Origin of the sequence: Thioclava sp. F1Mire-8 (assembly GCF_002213165.1) — a bacterium.
GTDB classification, from domain to species: Bacteria; Pseudomonadota; Alphaproteobacteria; order Rhodobacterales; family Rhodobacteraceae; genus Thioclava; species Thioclava nitratireducens.
In genome coordinates this window covers 397,758-415,307 of record NZ_NBNY01000003.1, presented here as the reverse complement: position 1 = coordinate 415,307, position 17,550 = coordinate 397,758, and the positions used below count along the sequence as shown (strand labels likewise).

18 protein-coding genes are annotated in these 17,550 nt (G+C 65.5%); 8 read left to right on the top strand and 10 right to left on the bottom strand.

Features of this window, described 5'->3' with window-relative positions; genetic code table 11:
• Positions 1-189: 189 nt before the first annotated feature.
• The 8 genes from B6V75_RS13465 to B6V75_RS13430 all read right to left on the bottom strand — a co-directional run bounded on the left by B6V75_RS13465 (position 190) and on the right by B6V75_RS13430 (position 6,124).
• Positions 190-657 carry a GNAT family N-acetyltransferase gene (locus B6V75_RS13465; protein ID WP_075777570.1) on the bottom strand — a complete coding sequence of 156 codons (468 nt, stop codon included), beginning with the start codon at positions 655-657 and terminating at the stop codon, positions 190-192.
• Between the two features lie 118 nt (positions 658-775).
• Entirely contained in the window at positions 776-1,363 is a 588-nt protein-coding gene (locus B6V75_RS13460) for a tyrosine-protein phosphatase (RefSeq protein WP_088720019.1), read from the bottom strand.
• Positions 1,364-1,418: 55 nt separating this feature from the next.
• Entirely contained in the window at positions 1,419-2,030 is a 612-nt protein-coding gene (locus tag B6V75_RS13455) for a hypothetical protein (protein WP_088720018.1), read from the bottom strand.
• A gap of 2 nt (positions 2,031-2,032) precedes the next feature.
• A complete protein-coding gene (locus tag B6V75_RS13450) occupies positions 2,033-3,016 on the bottom strand; it encodes an ABC transporter permease (RefSeq protein ID WP_088720017.1) in 984 nt (327 codons plus the stop codon).
• The gene (locus B6V75_RS13445) at positions 3,009-3,941 is read right to left on the bottom strand and encodes an ABC transporter permease subunit (protein ID WP_077701419.1); all 933 of its coding nucleotides are present in this window, start codon (positions 3,939-3,941) and stop codon (positions 3,009-3,011) included. Before B6V75_RS13445 ends, B6V75_RS13450 begins: the two co-directional genes overlap by 8 nt.
• Positions 3,938-4,684 (bottom strand): ABC transporter ATP-binding protein, encoded by a 747-nt coding sequence (locus tag B6V75_RS13440; protein ID WP_077701418.1) that lies wholly within the window; start codon positions 4,682-4,684, stop codon positions 3,938-3,940. Before B6V75_RS13440 ends, B6V75_RS13445 begins: the two co-directional genes overlap by 4 nt.
• Before the next feature lie 175 nt (positions 4,685-4,859).
• Positions 4,860-5,639 (bottom strand): hypothetical protein, encoded by a 780-nt coding sequence (locus B6V75_RS13435; protein ID WP_088720016.1) that lies wholly within the window; start codon positions 5,637-5,639, stop codon positions 4,860-4,862.
• Positions 5,640-5,647: 8 nt separating this feature from the next.
• On the bottom strand, positions 5,648-6,124 hold the full coding sequence (locus tag B6V75_RS13430) for a hypothetical protein (RefSeq protein ID WP_146735140.1): 477 nt from the start codon (positions 6,122-6,124) through the stop codon (positions 5,648-5,650).
• Between the two features lie 306 nt (positions 6,125-6,430).
• On the opposite strand from B6V75_RS13430, the gene B6V75_RS13425 reads away from it, so the two are divergent.
• The 8 genes from B6V75_RS13425 (at position 6,431) to B6V75_RS13390 (ending at position 15,588) form a co-directional block, all read left to right on the top strand.
• The gene (locus B6V75_RS13425) at positions 6,431-7,105 is read left to right on the top strand and encodes a response regulator transcription factor (protein ID WP_075776632.1); all 675 of its coding nucleotides are present in this window, start codon (positions 6,431-6,433) and stop codon (positions 7,103-7,105) included.
• Entirely contained in the window at positions 7,105-8,463 is a 1,359-nt protein-coding gene (locus B6V75_RS13420; RefSeq protein WP_088720014.1) for a HAMP domain-containing sensor histidine kinase, read from the top strand. The genes B6V75_RS13425 and B6V75_RS13420 overlap by 1 nt, the downstream gene beginning before the upstream one ends.
• Before the next feature lie 232 nt (positions 8,464-8,695).
• Positions 8,696-10,081 carry an MBL fold metallo-hydrolase gene (locus tag B6V75_RS13415; RefSeq protein WP_088720013.1) on the top strand — a complete coding sequence of 462 codons (1,386 nt, stop codon included), beginning with the start codon at positions 8,696-8,698 and terminating at the stop codon, positions 10,079-10,081.
• 28 nt (positions 10,082-10,109) lie between these two features.
• A complete protein-coding gene (locus B6V75_RS13410; RefSeq protein WP_075776635.1) occupies positions 10,110-10,496 on the top strand; it encodes a DUF302 domain-containing protein in 387 nt (128 codons plus the stop codon).
• A 145-nt stretch (positions 10,497-10,641) separates the two neighbouring features.
• Positions 10,642-11,136 carry a hypothetical protein gene (locus B6V75_RS13405; protein WP_088720012.1) on the top strand — a complete coding sequence of 165 codons (495 nt, stop codon included), beginning with the start codon at positions 10,642-10,644 and terminating at the stop codon, positions 11,134-11,136.
• A gap of 158 nt (positions 11,137-11,294) precedes the next feature.
• A complete protein-coding gene (locus B6V75_RS13400; RefSeq protein WP_088720011.1) occupies positions 11,295-11,999 on the top strand; it encodes an ABC transporter ATP-binding protein in 705 nt (234 codons plus the stop codon).
• A gap of 4 nt (positions 12,000-12,003) precedes the next feature.
• Positions 12,004-14,367: an ABC transporter permease gene (locus tag B6V75_RS13395; protein WP_168174482.1), complete on the top strand. Its 2,364-nt coding sequence runs from the start codon at positions 12,004-12,006 to the stop codon at positions 14,365-14,367.
• A gap of 3 nt (positions 14,368-14,370) precedes the next feature.
• Entirely contained in the window at positions 14,371-15,588 is a 1,218-nt protein-coding gene (locus B6V75_RS13390; RefSeq protein ID WP_088720009.1) for an HlyD family efflux transporter periplasmic adaptor subunit, read from the top strand.
• A 73-nt stretch (positions 15,589-15,661) separates the two neighbouring features.
• On the opposite strand, the gene B6V75_RS13385 is transcribed toward B6V75_RS13390, so the two are convergent.
• Positions 15,662-16,375, bottom strand: coding sequence for an aspartate/glutamate racemase family protein (locus B6V75_RS13385; RefSeq protein WP_088720008.1), 714 nt, complete (start codon positions 16,373-16,375; stop codon positions 15,662-15,664).
• Entirely contained in the window at positions 16,375-17,550 is a 1,176-nt protein-coding gene (locus B6V75_RS13380) for a Xaa-Pro peptidase family protein (protein WP_088720007.1), read from the bottom strand. The genes B6V75_RS13385 and B6V75_RS13380 overlap by 1 nt, the downstream gene beginning before the upstream one ends.

The window sequence follows — 17,550 nt, the reverse complement described above, 5'->3', positions numbered from 1 at the left end:
CGAAATACGCTCGAAATGCATCCGCCTGCTCAGGTTGCGACGGTCGCGCCCTGAGAACTAAGCTCGAAGGTTATCAGGCGAAGGCCGCGGACCGCGCGTAAAATTGGATCGCGAAGCGACGGCCTGAACGACCTGGAGGACCGCGAACCAACGGTTCTCATCTTGCGCCACACCCGTCGGAAGCCCCGCTTATTCGGCGGGCCTCTCCTCCAGATCCAACCGCATCGTCGCCATGCCCTGACGGCGGGACAGTTCCTCGTAGCCGGCCGAGAGATAGGCGTTGAAGGCCGGCGCGTTATCGAGCTCCACCTTCAGGGTCAGCGACAGCGCGCCGAGGTCTCGCGCCGCCTGTTCCACGTGCCCCGTCAGCTCTGCAGCCGCCCCGCCACGCGCCTCTTCGACGAGATAGACGTAGGTCAGGTGCCGCACCTCCGGCCCGATACCCTCGCGCAGCGCGAAGAAACCGACATCCCGCCCCGTCTCATCCTGAAGGTAGAACGAGACGTCCTGATGTTCTCCAAGCCACTTGCGATGCCATTCCATCTCGTCGAACGGAACTTTCGCATTGGGATTGAGCAGGGGAATTTCGGCGTCCGACAGCATCGCTGCCAAGGGGGCCAGATCGCGGTCGCGGTTGCGGCGCAGGGTGAGTGCCATATGTCCTTCCTTAGGCTGGGCCCGGCGCGCGCGCCGAGGTGGATCATGAAAGGTCGCGTGCCTGACACAGAAGCCCCTTGCGGGTCAACCGCAGCGCTCGCTGGACTAATCGCCGCGGTCACGACCCACGCCACGCAACAGCCGGCACGCGGTCGCCAGTATTCACCGCCATCCAGGTCTCGTCCATCGGCCAGGCTCTCGAGAGCCACGGCACGCCTATATGGCCGTAGAGAAACGAGAGCTGCCAACCCGCCTCGGAAAGCGAACGCTTCTTCTTATGATAAAGGTAAAGCGCGGCAGCGAGCCCGGTGCGATCCGCCCCCGCCTTGCAGTGAACCAGAACGGGCTTGGGCGCCCGCGCCATCGCCCCTTCGAGCGCCGCGAGGCGGATCGGGCTGAGGGTTTGATGGTCGGACATCTTGAAGTCGATCAATTCCAATCCAAGCCGTTCCGCCGCAGCCTTCTCCTGATCGTACCACGCCTGTCCCGGATGCGCTCCGCGCAGGTTCAGGACCGATCGTATGCCGTCCTTTTTCTTGTAGGCCTTCAGCCTCGCGGCGTTCGGTTGGTTCGAACGATAGAACTCTCCAGCCACCACGGTGTGGAAATTTCCGGTCACCTGCAAATACCCGAAATAGAGCACCAGCGCCGCGAGCGTCCCGACCAATACGGTGCCCACGATCCGCGCGATTTCGCGAAGTTTCATCGCCTCTGTCTCCGTTGCGGCCCCGGATGCGGGGCCGCTCTGCGATGGTTGGCGATCAATCCGCCTGCTCGGCGCCGCCGGCGTCTTTCTTGACACCCTGCGTCACCGCGGCAGTGCCCGGAAGCTGCAGGCTCACCTCGACTTGTTTCGCGGATTGCGCAGTGGTGTAGATCGAGTTCGGGTTCGCCCGCAGATGCCCCGGCTTGCCGCTGTCATCGACATGGATGCGGGCCGAGCCATTGGCGGGAACGGTCACGTCGGGGTGCAGGATATAGGCCTCCTTCGCGCCGCTATCGGCGTCGGTGATGGTGTAGAAGAGGGTGAAGCCCCTCAGCGGTTTGGCACTGTCATTGACCAGCTGGATCTCGAGGTGATCGGGCGCGTCCGTATGGGTCGCGGGATCGACGTTGTTCTCGACCAGCAGCTCTCCGATATGGAACGGCGCGGCAGTGCCAGCGGGCTGGATCGGGCTTTGCGCGACCACCGGATCCTTGTCGGCCAGATCGTTCTGCCCGTCGCCATCGGTATCGGGGTTCTGCGGATCGGTGTGCAGCAGCGGCTCGGCCATGTCGGGCACGCCATCCTTGTCGGTATCGGTCTGCGCGGCCTGGGCGCCGCCAGCGGCGAGCATCAGCAGCACGGTGAGGGTGGAAAGCGTCTTGTTCATCGTCAGGTCTCCTTGGTCAGACGGTCGGCACGGATCGGACGCAGCAGGACGAGCCCGCCGAGACCGAGGGTGAAGAGAATGAGGAACCAGGCATCGCCCTTCTTGTCGGCCCAGATCGGCCCGAGCGCTTTGCCGGTGTAGATGTCCTTGATTCCGAGCACCGCGAAGGTGAAGCGCTCGTAATGCTTGGTCACGGACGAGACCTCGATCCCGTTGCGGATGGTTTCGTAGGTGGCGAAGCCCTGCTTGATCTTGGTCTGCTCGGCCTTCGGGATCGAAAGCTGCGCGAAGACGCCGCCTGCGACCTGGTTATCGGGGTCCATAGTGTCGCCGATCTGCGGCGCGACGAGGACCACCAGCAGCCACAGCGCGAAGGCGTAGAGCAGCCCGCTCGCCGGGCTTTTCAGCCAGAGGCTCAGCCCGAAGCCCACCGCAAAGATCGCGCTAAGATAGAGCGTCGAAGCCCCCCAGGTGATCGCAAGGCGCAAGAGGTCATTCGCCCAAATCCCAATGCCCGAACCGAGCGCGAGCACCACTGCGCAGAGCGCGAAGACGCAAGCCAGCGCCGCCCCAATCAGCCCGGCCCCGCCCAGCAGCTTCGCGGCAAGGAACTGCCAGTTCGAGAGCGGCCGCGTCAGGATCAGCGCCAACGTCTGGCGTCCGCGCTCTTCGACGGCGGCGCGGTAGCCCGCGATCAGCGCGATCACGGCGCCCATGATCTCGATCTGCTCGATCGTGCCGCGCATCAGCTTCAGCGGATAGAACTCGGGCGCCGCGATTGAACCGAGGCTTTTGCCGAGCGCCAGCAGCTGCTGTTTCGCGGCCATGTAGGTGGCGACATCGGTGCGCATCGCGACCGTCCCGGTGATCAGCGAGATCAGTGCGGCGGCGACGAGCGCCAGCGTCGCAGCGAGCAGGAAACGGTCGCGCAGCGCGATCCGCGCGTCCTTGAGCGCAATGGTGGAGATTGCGGAGAGATCAGGCATCGGGGCCTCCCTTCGTCATGTCGAGCTTGAGGCAGCCGCGCAGCGCATAGAGGCCGGAGCCCGCAGCGAAGAGCATCATCACGACCAGCGGCGGCACGGGACCGCGCGGCGGCAGACCGTCGGGCAGGTAACCCATCAGCTCCGCTCCGAGATACTTGTAGGCTTCGGCCAGCGAGAACGGCCCGAGCAGGTTTGCGGAGAGGTCGAAGATCGCGGATTGCGGGGCGGGTGCGAGGGCCGAGATCGGGTTGATCGCAGCGGTGGGCAGGATGTTTCCGGTCAGCGCAGGCCAGACGAAGGTCAGCACCAGCCACACCACCGTCGGCACCATCAGACCCACGGTTTCGCTGCGCGCGCGCGCCGAAGCACCGATCGCGATCAGCCCGAAGGTCATCATGTAGAGCCAGCCCAGAGAGAAGAACGCAGCCAGCCGCGCCCAATCCCCTGCGGCGAGATGAACCGAAGGCAGGATGACGAGGGTCGCGGCGCCCACGACGCCCGCAAGCGCGGCCAGTCCGCCGACGGCCAGAGCGAGTGCCGAGACCTTGCCTCGCGCGTAATCGAGCCGCTCCAGCGGGCGCGCGCCGATCAGCGGCAGCACGCCGGCCCGGCGGTCGGTCTCGACCATCCGGTAGCCGATCACGATGGCCGAAAAGGCGCCGATCAGGCTGATATAGATCGTGAGGTTGCGCAGCAGCGCCAGCGGCGAGCCTTGCGTAACCGGGTTTGGCGGCACCGGCTTGCCATTGGCTTCGAACCAATGCGTGGCGCTGGCGTAGATTGCGTCGACCGTTGAGGTCGCGGACCAGCCGAGATAGGCCGAGACCAGCACCAGCGCGGCGAACAGCGCGGCCACCAGCGCGATCGTCCGCTCGCGTGCAAGCGCGGCAAGCGCGTGGCGGCGCAGGATCGTGGAAGGTGTCATGCCGCGACCTCGCGATCCGGCACCACCGAGAGGTAAAGCTCCTCGAGGGCCTCTTCCGAGCCGTAGCGCGCGTTCACCGTCTCGATCGTGTCGTGGAAGACCAGCTGCCCATGCGAGAGCACGCCGATGGAGGAACACGACCGCGCCACCTCGCTCAGCAGGTGGGTGTTCATGAAGATCGTCATGCCCTGCGCGTTCAACCGCTCGAGCACCTCGCGCAGCTGGCGCACCCCCATCGGGTCGAGCCCCGAGGTCGGCTCGTCGAGGAACAGGACCTGCGGGCGGTGCACGATGGCCTGGGCCAGTCCGACCCGCTGGCGCATCCCCTTGGAGAAGGTCGCGATCCGGCGGTCGGCGAGATCGGTGATGCCGAGGAACTCCATCACCTCCTCGACGCGGTCGCGGGCATCCTCGATCCGCGAGAGCGCCGCGAAGAAGCGCAGGTTCTCGCGCGTGGTGAGCGTGTCGTAGAGGCGGACGTTCTCGGGCAGGTAGCCGATGGCGCGGCGCAGCGCGATGCGGTTATGCGCGAGGTCGCAGCCGGCGACGCTCGCCGTGCCGCCGCTGGGCTCCATGAGCGTCGTCAGTAGCCGGATCGTCGTGGTCTTGCCCGCGCCGTTATGGCCGAGAAATCCGAAGATCTCGCCACGTCCGATATCGAGATCGAGCGGCTGGAGCGCGGTGAAATCGCCGTAGCGCAGGGTAAGTCCCCGCGTGCTCACGGCCAGCGTGTCTGTTTGCATCTCTGGGCACCTCCTTTTGATGTTGAGAGGAAATTGCCCGTCGCGATCCGGATCGACTTCGACAGTTTCTTACAAATCGGTGAGAAGCTGGATTACCGGCTTGGCCCAGACGAAAAACCCTCCGCCCCGGACGGACGGGACGGAGGGCCACGCGGCGTACGATCTGGAAAGGGAATCAGATGCGCCTGCGTTTCAAGGTCATCGCGGCGACGGTGATCGCGATGACGGCGAGGAAGCCGAGGCTGGTGGGAACGGTGCCGAAGCCCAGCCCGCCATAATCGGTCGGTTGCGAGAGAAGATCGCCGAAGGACGCACCCAGCGGGCGGGTGAAGATATAGCAGAGCCAGAACGCCCAGAGCCCGCCCAGATTGAAGGTGACATACCCCACGGTGAGCGACGCGATGATCAACCCGAAGAGGATGCCGGTCGCGAGATAGCCTATCCCGAACTGCTCGGAGATCAGATCGCCGACCGCCGTGCCGAGCGCGAAGGTGAACAGGATCGCGAGCCAGTAGAACCCTTCGCGCCGGGCGGTGTAGACCTCATGAATCGAGAGCGTGCGCTCGGAGGCGAACCACGCCGCGAAGGTCGCGCCCAGCAGGATGGTGAACCCGATCGTCGAGTCGATCAGCGGAATCCCGAGATTGTCGGTCATGTTGTCGGTGATCAGCGTCCCCACGATCGAGATCAGCACCACGGCCGACCAGTAGACTGCAGGCACGTAGCGGCGCTGCGCGAATTGCCAGCGGATCACCAAGGCGAGGATCGCAGCCATAAGGATCGTCGTCGCGGTCAGGCCGAGACCGAGATTGACGGCCAGAAAGTCGGCCGCCGTCTCGCCCATCGTCACCGCCATCAGTTTGATGAGCCAAAAGCCCGGCGTGACCTCGGGAACGCGGCTGACCGGGTCGGTCAACTCTTCGTCGGGGTAGATGAAAGTCTGTTGATAGCTCATGTTGCGCCTCAGTCGTTCAGCATTGCCAGCGCCTGCGCCGAGAACGCATCGGCGCGGGTATCGTCGTCGGCGTTGCAGCGCTCGAGCGCTTTCGCCAGAAGATCGGAGACCGCTTGCGGCGCGGTTTTGCCGTCGAGCGTATCTCGAACTTTCCCGATCATCGCCTCGCAGGGCAGCGCATGGCCGGTCTTGTCGGTCACCGCGATGCCCGCGACTTTCTGCACAGCCCCGACTTCCGAGGGTACCGGATCGGCAAGCGCGGTCTGCAAGCCGTTAAGGCTCTCCATCACGGTTTTCGAATCTGGCGACTTCGTGCGCAGCGCGGCGAAAGCCTTGTCCGCCGCACCGTCGATCACGCCCCAAGCGGAAGGATCGGCCTTGCGCAGCTTGGCCGCGTTCTTGTCCCAAAGGGTCTCCAGATCGGTGATACGTTTCTCCGCAGCGGTGAACTCGCCTTTCTTGGCAAGCGTCTGTGTATCGCTCACGATCGTCTCGTAAGGGCTCATATCGCCGAGGCTTGCAGCTTGCGCCGCGGAAGCGCCCGGCCCTCCCGTATTCATGGCCATTTCGACCATTGAAAATGACGCGACCGGCACCGCGATGAGCGCGGCGGAAAGAAGCAGGTTTCGCATAAGGTCCTCATTGCTTGCGATGCATCCGCACCGATGCCGCCAGCAATCGCCTGCAGAAGGACGAAGCGTTTTGCTCCCGTCTTACGAATTTGTAAGAAATCGCACAGGCGTAGCGGGGCCGACCGTGACAATGCCGGTCCGTTATCGAAAGATGGTGCGATGAAGATCCTGATTGCCGAAGACGATGCCGAGACCGGCGACTACCTGCGCAAGGGGCTGACCGGTGAAGGTCATGCCGTCGACCTGCTCCGCGACGGGCGCGAAGCGCTGACCCAAGCCACCGCGCAGAGCTACGACCTGTTCATCTTCGACCGGATGATGCCGGGGCTCGATGGGCTGGCCCTGCTCAAGGCGTTGCGCGCCGCGCAGATCGCCACGCCCGCGATTCTGCTCACCGCGATGGGCAGCGTCGAAGATCGCGTCGCCGGGCTGCGCGCAGGGGCCGATGACTACATGGTCAAGCCTTTCGCTTTCGTCGAACTGCTCGCGCGGATCGACACGATCGCGCGCCGCCCTGCCCTCAAGGCAGAGGTGACCGAACTGGTGCAGGGCGATCTGCGCCTCGACCTGCTCGCCCGGGAGGCGTGGCGCGAAGGCCAGTGCATCGAATTGCAGCCGCGGGAATTCATGCTTCTGAAGCACTTCATGGAACGTCCCGGCCGGGTGCAGACCAAGACGATCCTGCTGGAGGCGATCTGGGACATTCATTTCGACCCGAAAAGCAGCGTCGTCGAGACTCATATCAGCCGCCTGCGCGGCAAGATCGACAAGCCTTTCGCGACCCCCTACCTAACGACGCTGCACGGGATCGGTTACGTGTTCGAGGCCTCGTGATGCGCGCGTTCACATGGTCGATGCGCTTCGCCATCGCGATCTCGACGGTCTTCGCTTTTGCCGCACTGGTTGCGGGCGGGGTCTCCTACACGCTGCAATCCAAGGAAATGAGCCGTCGCCTCGAAGGCGAGGTGCGCGCCGATACCGAGGCGCTCGCCATCTCGGCCCGTGGCGCCGACTTGCAGGACCTGAGCGAGCAGATCTCGGCGCGGATGACGACGAGTCGCGACGGCGCGAATATCGTGACCTTCGTGCCGGCCGATGGCTCCGAACCGCTTGGCAATGTTCGCGTCGCAAGCCAGTTCGAAGGGGCGCGCCATCTCGAACCGGGGCCCGACGTAACGCTCCTCGATCCGCCCGGCGCGAATGTCCCCGAGGGCTATGTCACCTTCGGGATGCGGCTCCCCTCGGGCTGGCTGATGACGGGGCGCGACGATGCGTGGCTCCGCGAGCAGGGCGAAATCCTCGCCACCAGTTTCGGCTGGGGCCTCGGGCTCGCGCTTCTGCTGTCGATCAGCTTCGCGGTCTTCATCGCGCGCCGCAACGAGGTGCGCATCGACCGGATGGAGCAGGTCCTGCACGCGGTGGGCGAAGGTCGCCACGGGCTACGTATCCGCGACGAAGGCGATGACGACGTGGCGCGTCTTGCGCAAAGCGTGGATCAGGCGCTCGATCAACTGGAGGCGGGGATCGCGTCGATCCGGCAGGTCTCGACCGATGTCGCCCATGACCTGCGCGCGCCGCTCGCCCGACTGCGGCTGCGGCTGGAGCCGGTGGCGCTGGATTCGTCGCTGCCGCTGGCGCAGCGAGGCGAAATCGGAAAAGCGCTGAGCGATCTCGATCAGGTCTCGGAAACCTTCGACGCGATCCTGCGCCTGTCCCGGATGCAAGCCGGAATGGTCGAGATCACGCGCGCCTCGATCGACCTCACGCAGCTCTGTCAGGATGTGGCGGAGATGCTCGGCGCTGGCGCGGAGGATGCAGGGCAGGAACTGGCGCTCGATCTGCCCGAAGACGTCCGGATCGAAGGCGACCGCGAGCTTCTGTTCCAGGCGCTCGTGAACCTCGTGGACAACGCGCTTCGCTACAGCCCGTCCCCGGCACGGGTCTCGATCGGTGTGCATGAGACCCGCCATCACATCACATTGAGCGTCACCGATAACGGCCCCGGTATCCCGGATCGAGATCTGGCACGGGTGCGCGAACGTTTCGTGCGCCTCGACCGGAGCCGAAACACGCAGGGCAGCGGATTGGGCCTGAGCCTCGTCGACGCCATCGCCCAGATTCATGGCGGTGAGCTGCGCCTGCAGAACCTCGAGCGCGGTCTGCGAGTGGACATACGCTTTCCGAAACCTTGATGCCTCTCGCTGCGAGCAAACTCCGGCCCCCGGGCAGGCGAAAGGGGCGATCAATCACCCGCTCTCTCGGGCCTCTGAGCGATGAGCGCGCGTGGTTCTGGAAATGGGGTCACGCTCCTATCGCAACTTTATGCCTGACCGGCAGGATACATATTCAATTTTTGGAACATGAACCGCCCCCCGCGCATTTCTTCCGCAATCCCGAACTGACGGAAATTCGGAGGCAGATGACATGACCATGCGTTTTGAACAGATTCTCGCGGAAGGGATCGCCCAGTGCTCCTACCTGTTGGGCGACACTGGCAGCGGCACCGCCGCCGTCGTCGATCCCCGCCCCGATTGCGATATCTATATCGAGCGCGCGAAGGCGCTCGGCCTGACGATCACCCATGTATTCGAGACCCATATTCACGCCGACTTCCTGTCAGGCGCACGCGAATTGGTGGACCGGCTGGATGGAGAACCCAAGCTTTGCGTCAGCGTCGAGGGCGGCGCCGAATATGATTTCGAGCATGAGGGCATCCGCGACGGCGACAAGTTCAGCTTCGGGCAACTCACGCTCGAGACGCGGCACACCCCGGGTCACACGCCCGAACACGTCTCCTTCCTGCTCTACGAGAAGGACAATGACGACCCCTGGGGCGTGCTCAGCGGGGATTCCTTCTTCGTGGATTCGGTCGGCCGCCCCGACCTCCTGGGCGACGACAAGACCGAGGAACTGACCGAGGCGCTGTTCCGCACCACGCAGGATTTCTACATGCAGCTGCCCGAGGGCGTTCTGGTCTATCCCTGCCACGGCGCGGGCTCGGCCTGCGGGCCGAATATCGGCGACCGGATGTCAACCAGCATCGCCTATGAGAAAGCCCATAACCAATATGCCCGGATCACCGATCTCGAGGCCTTCAAGGAGGCGATGACGAAGGACGCTCCGCCGGTGCCCACGCATTACCCGCGCCTCAAGAAGGTCAATGCGGCGGGCCCCGAGGTAATGCACGGGTTGCCGCGCTGCATTGGCAAGAGCCCGAAGGAGTTCGAGGCGCTTATCGCCGACAAGGACGTGCAACTGGTCGATATCCGCGACATGCTCGCCTTCGGCGGCGGCTTCATCGAAGGCTCGCTCAATATCGGGCTGCAGCCGATCCTGTCGGTCTGGGCCGGATGGATGCTCGATCCCGACAAACCGATTGCGCTTGTGAGCGAAACGAGTGCCGAGATCGACGAGGCCGTGCTGCGGCTCTGGCGCGTCGGCTTCACGGAATTCGCGGGCTACCTGAACGGGGGCATCGCCGCGTGGCGCACCTCCGGGCGACCGCTTGCGCATATCCCGCAGGTCACCGTGCAGGAACTGAAGGGCAGCGATCTGACCCCGCTCGACGTGCGCAAGGACGAGGAATGGGACGGCGGCCGAATCCCCGGTGCGCTCCACCATTTCCTCGGTACGATCGAAGACGAGATGGACGAACTCGACCGTTCCGCCGACTATGCGGTGTATTGTCAGGGCGGCTACCGCGCCAGCGTCGCCGCGAGCCTGCTGCACCGCGCCGGGTTCAAGAACGTCTCCGCGGTGCCGGGCAGCTTCGGCGCATGGTCCGCGCAGGACTACCCGGTCGAATCCTGAGCCGCTCACCATCAGAGGATCCAAGACAATGAGCTACACCATCGACAAACGCCTCACCAATACCACGCTGGAAGAGGCCGACACCCGGACGCGCGAGGCCCTCAAGGAGCAGGGCTTCGGCGTGCTCACCGAAATCGACGTGCAGGCCACGATGAAGAAGAAGCTGGATGAGGACATGGCCGGCTACATGATCCTCGGCGCCTGCAACCCGAAGATGGCGCATCAGGCGATCCAGCTGGAGCCGAACGTCGGCGCGATGCTGCCCTGCAACGTCATTTTGCGGCAGGACGGCGCGGATATCCTCGTCTGCGCGATCGACCCGGCGGCCTCGATGATGGCGATCGACAACCCCCGGCTGAAATCGGTCGCGGGCGACGTGCGCGACATGCTGGCAAAGGCGATCGAGGCGATCTGAGCTGAACCGACCCGGCGGCGGTCCACTGTCCGCTGCCGGAGCTTCGCGTCGCGCCCCCCCGGGCGCCCCTTGCATTTCAGGCCCGTTTCGCGGGATACGACGGCCCGACGACCTCGCTGAGAGGTCAAGCCAAGCGAAGGCCAGTATGCCCCGGACCGACCGCCTCAAGACCGACTGTTCCCAATGCGCGGCGCTTTGTTGCGTGGTGCTGTCCTTCGACAAGGGCAAGGATTTCGCCTTCAGCAAGAACCCCGGAGAACCCTGCCGGAACCTTTGCGGGCACGATTGCTCGATTCACGACAAACTGACCCAGAAAGGCATGGCAGGCTGCGTCGCCTATGATTGCCTCGGCTCCGGCAATCGGGTCGTGCAGGAGGTCTTCGGCGGCCAGTCGTGGCAGGAGGAACCGCGTCTGGCAGCGGTGGTGATGGAAGCCTTCTCCGCCATGTGCGAGGTCCACAAGCGGATCGACCTGCTGCGCGCTGCCGAGACCCTGTCGCTGGGACCGGACGACGAACGCAAACGCCGCGACTTCCTCGACCATCTCGAAGAGCATCAATGGACTGGCCCCGAACTCAACGAATTCGAATTCGGTCTGGCGCTGGAGATTGATCTCTTCGTCCACGGCCTCAGCGCGTGACGCCCGACGAACGGAAACGTCGCCTTCGACCGGTGAGGCGCGAACACCACGCGGACGCCCTCAACTCTCCCTCAGCCTCGACAAATTTTGACTGCCTGAAGAAGCTGTGATCTGATCCGGGACGGGTGACGCGCCCAATCTGTTTGAAGAGGCCGAGCGTGCAGCCTGCCTTTCGCACCGAAGCATTGTCGAAAACCTATGGCGAGGGACCAGCCGCGGTCCACGCCCTCAAAGACGTGACCCTGGAAATTCCGCGCAGCGAGGTCGTCGTGCTGCTCGGACCTTCGGGCAGCGGCAAATCCACCTTTCTCAACATCATCGGCGGGCTCGACAGACCAAGCTCGGGCCAGGCGTGGTTCGGCGATCAGAACCTGACCGAAATGTCCGACCGGGCGCTGACGCAATACCGGCGCAGCCATGTCGGTTTCGTCTTCCAGTTCTACAACCTGATGCCCAGCCTCACCGCGCGCGAGAATGTCGATCTGGTGACCGAGATTTCGCACGATCCGATGGACGCGGGCGAAGCGCTGCGGCTGGTCGGGCTGGAGGGACGACTCGACCATTTCCCGGCGCAGATGTCAGGCGGCGAGCAGCAGCGCGTCGCCATCGCGCGGGCCATCGCGAAGCGTCCGGCGGTGCTGTTTTGCGACGAGCCGACCGGGGCGCTCGACAGTATGACGGGGCGGCGCGTGCTGCAGGTGCTCAACGATGTGAACCGCGAGCTGGGCACGACCGTTCTGATCGTCACCCATGCGGCGGCAACGGCGGCGATGGCGCATCGCGTGCTGCATTTCACCGATGGCCAGCTGCGCGAGACGATCGTCAACGAGACCCGCGCCGACCCCGCCGAGATCGAATGGTAAGCCGATGGCCCTGACCGTTCTCCATCGCAAGCTCTTCCGCGACCTCTGGCGAATCCGGGCGCAGGCGCTGGCGATCTCGGCGGTCGTCGCTCTGGGCGTGATGGTACAGGTGATGATGGCGGGGCTAACCGATACGCTCACCGTCACCCGCGACGCCTATTTCGAGCGGCACCGGCTTGCGCAGGTCTTCGAGCCGCTCACGCGCGCGCCCAGCTCGATGATGGAACAAGTCAACGCGATTCCCGGCGTGCTGGCCGCCGAAGGGCGAGTCAGCGGTTTCGGCCGGATCGATGCGGACGGGGGCGAGCCGATACAGGCGCGTGTCCTGTCGCTACCCGGTCCCGCAGGCCTCAACGGTATCCTGATGACGGCGGGCCGGAAGCCGATCGCGGGGCGCAGCGACGAGGTCGTGCTGCTCGACACATTCGCAGCCGCGCGCGGGATCGCGCTTGGCGATACGCTCGGCGTCACCGTCGAGGGCCGTCACCAGCGCTTGCAGGTCGTCGGTTTCGCCCGCGCGCCGGAGTTCCTGTTCATGCCCGCGCCGGGCGAATTCTTTCCCAACGACGGTCGCTTCGCCGTGATCTGGATGGAGCGCAAGGCAGCGGCCGCCGTGCTCGATCTCGACGGGGCGTTCAACGAGGTGCTGGCGCTCACCACGCGCGAGCGGCCGCGCAAGGCGGTGCTCGCCGATCTCGACAGGCTGATGGCGCCCTATGGCGGCGGCGCGGGCTTCGTTCAGGATCAGCAGACCTCTGCGCGCTTCATCGAGGAAGAACTAAAGGGCCTGCGCCAGTCGCGGCTGTTCCTGCCACCGATCTTTCTCGCAGTTGCGGCCTTCCTGCTCAACGTGACGATCACACGTATCGTGCAGGCCGAGCGGCGCGAGATCGGGCTGATGAAAGCCTTCGGTCACAGCGGGGCGGAGATTGCAGGACATTACCTCGAAATGGCACTGATGATCGCCTTCGCCGGCGCGCTGCTCGGATCGGCTCTGGGCGTGATGCTTGGGCGGTCTCTGACCGGTCTCTACATGGAATTCTACAAATTCCCCTACCTCGTCTTCTCGATGCATCCCGGCCCCTTCGCCGGGGGCCTCGCCTTCTCGCTGATCGCCGCCGCGCTCGGGGCGGCGATCGCGTTGCGCACGGTGTTCCGCCTGACGCCCGCCGAGGCGATGCGCCCCCCGGCCCCGGCCGATTTTACCCATGGCCGGGTCGGCTTCCTCACGATCGTCACGAAATTCCTCGACCAGCCTGGGCGGATGATCCTGCGTCAGATCACGCGGCAACCTGTACGCAGCCTCGGCACCATCGCGGGCGTGGCCGCGGGCCTCGCGCTGAACATGGCGATGCTGATGATCTATTCGGGCTTCGATCACACGATGGACGTCACCTTCGGCTTTGCCGACCGCTCCGACGCGACGGTGAGCTTCATCCACCCCGTCTCGCGCGATGTGACACATGAGATTGCGCACCTTCCCGGCGTGCTGGAGGCCGAGCCGACGCGCTACGTGCCGGTCCTCTTCCGCGACGGCGTCATCACCCATCGCGGCGAACTGACCGGCCTGTCGGAGGATGCGCAGCTCAATCGCGCGCTGCGGCCCGATCTGGAGCCGATCGCCCTGCCCGCGCAGGGCGTCGTGATCTCGCGGGGGCTCGCGGATGTGCTGAAACTTCAGCCGGGCGAAAACCTCACCGCCGAAGTCACCGAGGGCCGCAAGCGGACCCTCTCGCTGCCCGTCGCTGCGATCTCCGACACATTGCTGGGCGCTCCGGCCTATATGCGCCTCGACTCGCTGACCCGGGCCGTGGGCGAGGCGGACCGGATCACCTCGGTCTCGATCCGCACCGAAGGCGCCCCGTCGCCGGAGCTTCTGCACGAGCTGCGCGCGCGCCCCAAGGTCGCGGGCGTCTCGATAAAATCCGACAGTCTCGCCGCGTTCCGGGAGATTGCCGACGAGGGCGCGGGCCAGATGCGTTTCGTCTTCGGCGCGATCGCCTTCGTGCTGAGCTTCGGCATCGTTTACAACGCCGCGCGCAACGCCTTCTCCGAACGTGCGCATGAGTTGGCGAGCCTGCGGGTACTGGGCTTCACCCGCGGGGAAGTGACGCTGATCCTCGCCGGTGAGATCACTGTACTCGTGGCCTGTGCGCTCCCGGTCGGGATCTGGTTCGGCTGGACACTTGCCCAGTTGATCGCGCGGGTTTTCTCCAATGAACTCTACCGGGTCAGCGTCAGCTTCGATCTACCCAGCATCGCGACCGCGGTGCTGGTCGTAGTCTCGGCGACGCTGGCCTCGATCCTGATGTTGCGCCGCGCGCTGGATCGGTTGAACATGATCTCGGCGCTCAAGGCGAGGGACTGACCCGTGACACCAAGACCCCGAACCAGATGGCTCATTCTCATCCTGATCGGCCTGATCGCGGCGGGCGCTATCGCCGCGCTGCTCTGGCCGCAGCCGCAGACCGTCGACATGGGCGAGGTTACGCGCGGTCCGATGAAGCTCGTGATCGAGGATGATGGCCGGACCCGCGTCAGCGAAAGCTACACGGTCTCGACCCCGGTCAGCGGCAGGCTACAGCGGCTCGATATCCATGTCGGCGATCATGTCGTCGCGAACGAGACAGTCGTCGCCCGGATGCGCCCCGCCCTACCCGCCGTTCTGGATGCCCGCAGCCGGGCACAGGCAGAGGCCGCGCTCGCCGAAGCGCAGGCCGCGCTCAGCGCGGCTCAAGGCGATTACCGCGCCGCCGTCGCGATGCGCGAACAGGCCGATAGCGATCTCGCGCGGTCACAGAGGCTCGCGCTTTCCGGCACGATCAGCCAGTCCAAGCTGGACCGCGATCAGATCAACGCCGATTACGCCGCCGCACAGGAAGCCGCCGCGAAAGCCGCCATCGCGATGCGCGAGGCAGCGCTGGCCTCCGCAAAATCCGTGCTGCAGAACGATGCCGCCGCGAGCAACAGCGACGGGGCCGAGCCGATCCCCCTTTATGCCCCCGCGACCGGAACCGTGCTGCAAATCCTGCAGGAGAACGAGACCGTGCTCTCGGCCGGCTCCCCGATCATGGAGATCGGCGACATCTCGGAGGGGCTCGAGGTGGTGGCCGATCTTCTGTCGCGCGACGCGGTGCGCGTACGCCTCGGCGATCCGGTGGAGATTACCGATTGGGGCGGGCCGGACGTGCTCGAAGGCAAGGTGGTCCGCATCGACCCGTCAGGCACCACGAAGGTGTCGGCCTTGGGCGTCGAGGAACAGCGGGTGGGCGTGGTCATCGCCTTCACCGGCGATGCCGCGCAACGGGCGGGGCTGGGCCATGGTTTTCAGGTGACCGCGCGGATCGTCGTCTGGCAGAACCCCGATGCGCTGCGGGTGCCGTCGAGTGCGCTATTCCGGCGCGGCACCGGCTGGGCTGTCTTCAATGTCGAAGACGGGCGCGCGCGGGAAGTGAACGTGGAAATCGGGACAGACAATGGCACTTATGCAGAGCTTCTGGACGGTCTGAGCGAGGGCGACCGTGTCGTGCTCTATCCGGTCGAAACGCTGGAAGATGGCGCGCCGGTGGAGGCAAGGTCCGGCGGCTGACGTCTCCGTAGCGGACCATTGATTCCCTCGCGCGACCGACCGGATGGCCGGCCAGCCATTCAACTGCCCTGTCTCATCCCGGCGCCGCGATTCCTGCGAGCTTTCGCATGTGCCACGCAAGCGCCTGGTTCGAACTGAGCACCGGCGTCCCGAGTTCCGCTCTCAACCCCGGCAAGATCCCCTGCGTGCGTAGGTTGGTGCAGGACAGGAAAATCCCGTCCAGACGCGCCTGCCCCGCAAGGCTCCGCGCAGCCTCCGCGATAGAGGCCGGGTCGATCCGCGCCACGCGCGCCTCCGCTTCCTCGCCGAAAGAGAGCGTCGCGGGGACGGTGATCCCTTCAGCGACGAAGGCCGCCCGCAAAGGCTCCGCGACCGAAGCGACATAGGGCGAGACGATCCCCACCCGCTCCAGCCCCAGATCCGCAATCGCGGCCAACGCGGCGCTCAGCGGATCGGTCACATGCCGCGTCGTGACGCCCGCCATGACATTCGCCCGCACTTCGCCCGGCCCAATCAGCGCCGCGCCAGAGGTGCAGCCATAACCCACCACGTCGAACTTCGCCGCAGGTGGCAGCAGCGCCGCAGCACCGCTCAGAGCGCGCTCCATCTCTGCAATGCTCGACGGGGTCAGGTCGTCGCCGGAATGAACGCGCGTGACATGCATCCGCGCGTCGTCCGGCGGGATGTAGCGGCGGAACTCGTCCTCGATGGTCTCGTCCACGCGCAGCACGATCAGTCCCATCGTGGGCGTGGCGTCTTCGCGAAGACGATAGGGGAAATCGGCCATCAGCTCAGCTCCGGCAAGGTTTCGGGGGCGCGCGGCGACAGCAGCTCCGCCCCGGTCGCACGCAGGACGATGTTTTCCTCGTGGACCAGCAGGCGGCGCGGGCCCTGCGCGGTCTCGACCCAAGCGCCGGGTTCCAGCGTCAGCACCATGCCCTCGCGCAGCTCCGTGTCGTCGCGCGGGGTGAAGGAGGGCCATTCGGTCAGCGTGATCCCCAGCCCGTGGCCCAGGCGTCCGCTGCCCGCCTCAATACCGCGCGCCGCCAGCCCCTCGACCAGCAGACGATGCGCATCATGCGCCCGCATGCCGGGCCGCAGCAGCGCCATCGCCGCCTCGGTCACCTCCCAGAGCGCGGCATGGGTGCGCCGCACCGGATCCGACGCCGGACCAACCGAGAAATTGCGATCGAAATCGCAGAAATACCCGTCGCGCACCGCGCCGGTATCCAGCATCAGCACATCGCCCGCTTGCAGCGGCGCGGGCCCGGCAGGCGAGATCACATCGTCATAGCCCGACGGTCCCGACGCCCCGGCGACATAGCTGACCCAATCGGCTCCTTCCTCCAGCAGCGCCGATTGGAAGGCGCGGAAGATACCGTCGAGCGGGTGCCCCTGCCCCGCGAATTCCGGCACCCGCGCGAAGGCGCGGCCCGCGATGGCGCAGGCCCTGCGGATCTTCTCGATCTCCGCCGCGCTCTTGATCTCACGCACCCGCTGGATCGCGGCGGTGCCGTCGATTAAGCGGCGCGGCGCGATACGCTCCCCAAGCCGCGCGTAATCCGCGAGCGGCATCCGCAACTGGGTCTCCAACCCCATCGGCACCCCGATCCGCGCGCTCTCGGGCAGCAGATCGCAGAACGTCTCGGCAAGCAGGCTCACGCCGTCATCCGTCGGATCGGGCGCCTCCCAAGTGCGAACCTGCGTCATCCATGTGCGACCCATCAGTTCCGCCCCGATGGAGGGGATCACCGCGACCGGCGCACCGCTGGCCGGAACGATCACGAACCACGGGCGCGCGGGGCTTTCCCAGAACCGGGTCAGAAAGCCCGTGACGTAGAAGATATCCGCAGCCGAGGTCAGGAACAGCGCATCCAGATCCTGTGCGCTCATCTCGGCCTGAAGGCGAGCGACGCGGGTGCGAAACTCCTCGGCCGGGAAGATGAGCGAGCGCTCAGCCAT

What these genes read in the sequence shown, in the direction of transcription:
- B6V75_RS13465 (WP_075777570.1), bottom strand. Translation starts at nt 657, where the DNA reads ATGGCACTCACCCTGCGCCGCAACCGCGACCGCGATCTGGCCCCCTTG.
- B6V75_RS13460 (WP_088720019.1), bottom strand. Translation starts at nt 1,363, where the DNA reads ATGAAACTTCGCGAAATCGCGCGGATCGTGGGCACCGTATTGGTCGGG.
- B6V75_RS13455 (WP_088720018.1), bottom strand. Translation starts at nt 2,030, where the DNA reads ATGAACAAGACGCTTTCCACCCTCACCGTGCTGCTGATGCTCGCCGCT.
- B6V75_RS13450 (WP_088720017.1), bottom strand. Translation starts at nt 3,016, where the DNA reads ATGCCTGATCTCTCCGCAATCTCCACCATTGCGCTCAAGGACGCGCGG.
- B6V75_RS13445 (WP_077701419.1), bottom strand. Translation starts at nt 3,941, where the DNA reads ATGACACCTTCCACGATCCTGCGCCGCCACGCGCTTGCCGCGCTTGCA.
- B6V75_RS13440 (WP_077701418.1), bottom strand. Translation starts at nt 4,684, where the DNA reads ATGCAAACAGACACGCTGGCCGTGAGCACGCGGGGACTTACCCTGCGC.
- B6V75_RS13435 (WP_088720016.1), bottom strand. Translation starts at nt 5,639, where the DNA reads ATGAGCTATCAACAGACTTTCATCTACCCCGACGAAGAGTTGACCGAC.
- B6V75_RS13425 (WP_075776632.1), top strand. Translation starts at nt 6,431, where the DNA reads ATGAAGATCCTGATTGCCGAAGACGATGCCGAGACCGGCGACTACCTG.
- B6V75_RS13420 (WP_088720014.1), top strand. Translation starts at nt 7,105, where the DNA reads ATGCGCGCGTTCACATGGTCGATGCGCTTCGCCATCGCGATCTCGACG.
- B6V75_RS13415 (WP_088720013.1), top strand. Translation starts at nt 8,696, where the DNA reads ATGACCATGCGTTTTGAACAGATTCTCGCGGAAGGGATCGCCCAGTGC.
- B6V75_RS13410 (WP_075776635.1), top strand. Translation starts at nt 10,110, where the DNA reads ATGAGCTACACCATCGACAAACGCCTCACCAATACCACGCTGGAAGAG.
- B6V75_RS13405 (WP_088720012.1), top strand. Translation starts at nt 10,642, where the DNA reads ATGCCCCGGACCGACCGCCTCAAGACCGACTGTTCCCAATGCGCGGCG.
- B6V75_RS13395 (WP_168174482.1), top strand. Translation starts at nt 12,004, where the DNA reads ATGGCCCTGACCGTTCTCCATCGCAAGCTCTTCCGCGACCTCTGGCGA.
- B6V75_RS13385 (WP_088720008.1), bottom strand. Translation starts at nt 16,375, where the DNA reads ATGGCCGATTTCCCCTATCGTCTTCGCGAAGACGCCACGCCCACGATG.
- B6V75_RS13380 (WP_088720007.1), bottom strand. Translation starts at nt 17,550, where the DNA reads ATGGCTGAGCGCTCGCTCATCTTCCCGGCCGAGGAGTTTCGCACCCGC.